The sequence below is a fragment of the Streptomyces sp. NPDC031274 genome, assembly GCF_055570235.1.
The window spans coordinates 1-3,173 of the sequence record NZ_JBVIHP010000075.1; the positions used below are offsets into that span (position 1 = coordinate 1).

At 66.7% G+C, this 3,173-nt stretch carries 4 protein-coding genes; 3 read left to right on the top strand and 1 reads right to left on the bottom strand.

The window, feature by feature from the left end:
• The first annotated feature begins 20 nt into the window (after positions 1–20).
• Entirely contained in the window at positions 21–1,370 is a 1,350-nt protein-coding gene (locus ACZ5CR_RS43510; protein WP_468868736.1) for a DNA cytosine methyltransferase, read from the top strand.
• Positions 1,367–2,164, top strand: a complete 798-nt coding sequence (locus tag ACZ5CR_RS43515) for a very short patch repair endonuclease (RefSeq protein WP_468868741.1) — start codon at positions 1,367–1,369, stop codon at positions 2,162–2,164. Before ACZ5CR_RS43510 ends, ACZ5CR_RS43515 begins: the two co-directional genes overlap by 4 nt.
• A gap of 1 nt (position 2,165) precedes the next feature.
• On the opposite strand, the gene ACZ5CR_RS43520 is transcribed toward ACZ5CR_RS43515, so the two are convergent.
• The gene (locus ACZ5CR_RS43520) at positions 2,166–2,336 is read right to left on the bottom strand and encodes a hypothetical protein (protein WP_468868743.1); all 171 of its coding nucleotides are present in this window, start codon (positions 2,334–2,336) and stop codon (positions 2,166–2,168) included.
• A gap of 277 nt (positions 2,337–2,613) precedes the next feature.
• Here ACZ5CR_RS43520 and ACZ5CR_RS43525 point away from each other — a divergent pair.
• The coding region (locus ACZ5CR_RS43525; protein WP_468868746.1) for an ATP-binding protein at positions 2,614–3,173 on the top strand (560 nt) is incomplete at its 3' end.

Consider the following 3,173-nt stretch of genomic DNA (forward strand, 5'->3'; position numbering starts at 1 on the left):
CTGCTAGGAGTGGGTAGACCATGGAACGTACGTCGGTAGAGCTCTTCGCGGGCGGAGGCGGGCTGGTCCAGGCCAGCACGAAGACCGGGTTCCGGCACCTGCTGCTCAATGAGTTCGCCAAGAGGGCGTGCGAGACGCTCGAAGGGAACCGCTTCGACGCGTTCCCCGAGGGCACTGCGTCTGACGTGCTGGCAAAGTGGCTGGACGGGATCGACGAGCAACGCGAGCGGGGCTCCGGGGTCGCTTGCGCCGGAGAGCGCCCTCTTTACCCTCCGCTGGTCACTGGAGACGTCCGCCGGCTGGACATGAGCTTTCTCCGGGAGCGGGAGGTCGATCTCTTGGCCGGCGGACCTCCGTGCCAGCCGTTCAGCCTCGGTGGGGTCGCGAAGGGCGACGAGGACGAGCGGAACATGTTCCCGGAGATGTTCCGGGCGGTTCGCGAGATCCGACCCAAGGCCGTTGTCTGTGAGAACGTCCGAGGACTTCTCCGTCCGTCCTTCAGGCCGTACTTCAACTACATCAAGCGCGAGCTCACTCTGCCGTTCGTGCAGCGCCGGGACGGCGCCACGTGGCAGGAGCACGACCGTGCGTTGCGTGAGCGGATCGAGGCGAAGGACACAGATCCGGCGGAGACATACGAGGTCACCGAACATGAGGTGAACGCCGCCAACTACGGGGTGCCACAGATCCGCAACCGTGTGATCCTCCTGGCCTTTCGCGCCGACCTGGGCGTGGACCCGGATCTGGTCAAGCGTGCTGTGGCGCGTACCCACTCCCATGCGGCCCTCGCGCGGACGATCCTCGATGGCTCCTACTGGAGCCGCCACGAGGAGGAGGGCACCAAGGTTCCGAAACGAGTCATCGACCTGGTGACGTCGCGTTACCAGAACGAGCAGCTGACGTTCGAGAGTGGTGATGACGAGCTAAAGCCGTGGCTCACCCTCCGGGACGCGGTACTGGGACTGCCCAAGATCGACACCCGCAAGCTCGATAAGACGACGGAGCAGGAAGGCGTGCCCGACCACGTCGGTTGGCCCGGAGCCCGGATCTATCACGGGCACACGCCTAACGAACTCGACCGGCCAGCCAAGACGGTCAAGGCTGGGGTGCACGGGGTGCCCGGCGGCGAGTCGGTCATGCAGCTCGACAACTTGGTCGTCGATGAGGAAACCGGGCAGAGGCGCCCCGAGCATCGGTACATGACAGTGCGCGAGGCCGCCAGGGTTATGACGTTCGGTGACGGCTGGAGCATGGCAGGTCCGCGCGGTGAGCGTATGCGGCAGCTGGGCAACGCGGTTCCCGTGAAGCTGGGCGAGGTCTTCACCAGCGCGGTCGCGAAGGCCCTTGATGACGCTGAGCGACGTTCGTGAACGACGCCACCGCGTCCCGGCAAGAGGGCTGGAAGGATAAGCCGCCGCCCGAGAGGGCGTGGCGAGGCCGTCAGGGGCGGACCAGGAAGGCGATCATCGCTGAGCAAGATCGTGCCGCGGGGAGCCGCGAGGAGCGTTATGTCAAGCGCAAGGACGGCGAGTACGCGCTGGGCTCGATCACGTTGAAGGTGTTGCCCAGCACTCGCCGCATCCGGGCCTATCTCCGCTGGTCGGAGGGTGGCCGTTCGCCCGCTCTCTATGTCGGTGAGGTCGAGCACCCGACGCGAGCGGCGAACCTGGACCAGGCGTGGAAGATCGCGAAGGACCGGGGCATGGTCGGGAAGCGTCCCGTCCCCGAAGGATCATGGGCGTCGTCGTCCGCCACACGATCGGTGATGCGCGGGAACCGAGGCCGCGACACGGCGCCTGAACTTCGGATCCGGTCGTTGCTGCACCAGGAGGGCCTGTGCTATCGCGTGTCCACTCGACCGCTGCCCGGCGTGAGGCGAACCGCCGACCTGGTCTTCAGCCGAGCGCGAGTCGCCGTCTTCGTCGACGGGTGCTTCTGGCATGGCTGCCCGGACCACTGTCGGCCCGCCCGGACCAACAGCGACTTCTGGCGCGCGAAAATCGACGGAAATCGAGCCAGGGACGCTCAGACCGATCGGCTTCTGGCGGACGCGGGATGGCGGGCTATCAGAATTTGGGAGCACGAAGATCCGGTGCGAGCGGCGCGTCGGATCACCGCGGCCGTTCGCGGCTTTGCGGGGCAGGTCGATCACGGCGTCCCATGACTCAGGAGGTCGTTGATCGCGTCTGACGCGCGGCGGAGGACGATGCGCCCGTCTGCGTCGCGAATGCGAGCAGGTGCTCCCCGATGTTGATGCCGGCCTCGGCCAGCAGCCCCAAGGGCGGTTCGACGCGCCCATCGGACTCTACGGATGCCTCGGCGGGTTCACGGATCACGGGGTGAGCCTCCCAAGAGCCGTCGGCGTCCGCCACCGGCCCTGCTGACCTGCGGTGCGGGTTGCACTTGCGATGATCCTTCTATCGCGTCGTGAAGGGCGCCCTCGTTTCCTCAAGTGGGTTCAGTGGAGCGAAACTTGGCGCGCGTTGTCAGTGATGCCCTCTACTCTCTTCATCACGCGTACGGCTCGACCCGAGCCGCGCGTCGAAACGCGGCCCGCGGAAGGGCTCTCTTCGGCGTGCCCACGCGAGACGAGGACAGGGGGTCCGTCCACCTATGAAGATCACTCCATCCGCGCGCGTGCTGCGCATGCTGGGTGAGATCGAGTTCGACGAGTGGCAGTGCATCGCGGAGTTGATCGACAACGCCTTCGACGACTTCACCGAGATCCATCGCTCCGGGACCCCCTGGGCGGGGGGGTACCGGGTCAGCGTCGAGCTCCCCGACTCGGCCCAGGGGCAGCTCGTCATCACCGACACGGGGCGCGGCATGACGTATGACCGACTGGAGCGGGCCGTACGGGCCGGCTGGTCGGGCAACGACATGCACGACAAGCTCGGCCTATTCGGCATGGGGTTCAACGTCTCCACGGCCCGGCTCGGGAAGCGCACGCGGGTCCTGACGACGCGGCAGGGCGACACCGAGTGGATCGGTGTGGAGATCGATCTGGACCGCATCGGAGACGACTTCGAGGCGGAGGACATCACCGAGCCGAAGGCCGATCCCAACGAGCACGGCACCCGTATCGTCATCAGCCGCCTGCACCCGACGCGCGCCGGATGGCTGCGGAAGAACGGCTCGGCTCTGCGCAACATCCTGGGACAGGTCTACTCCTG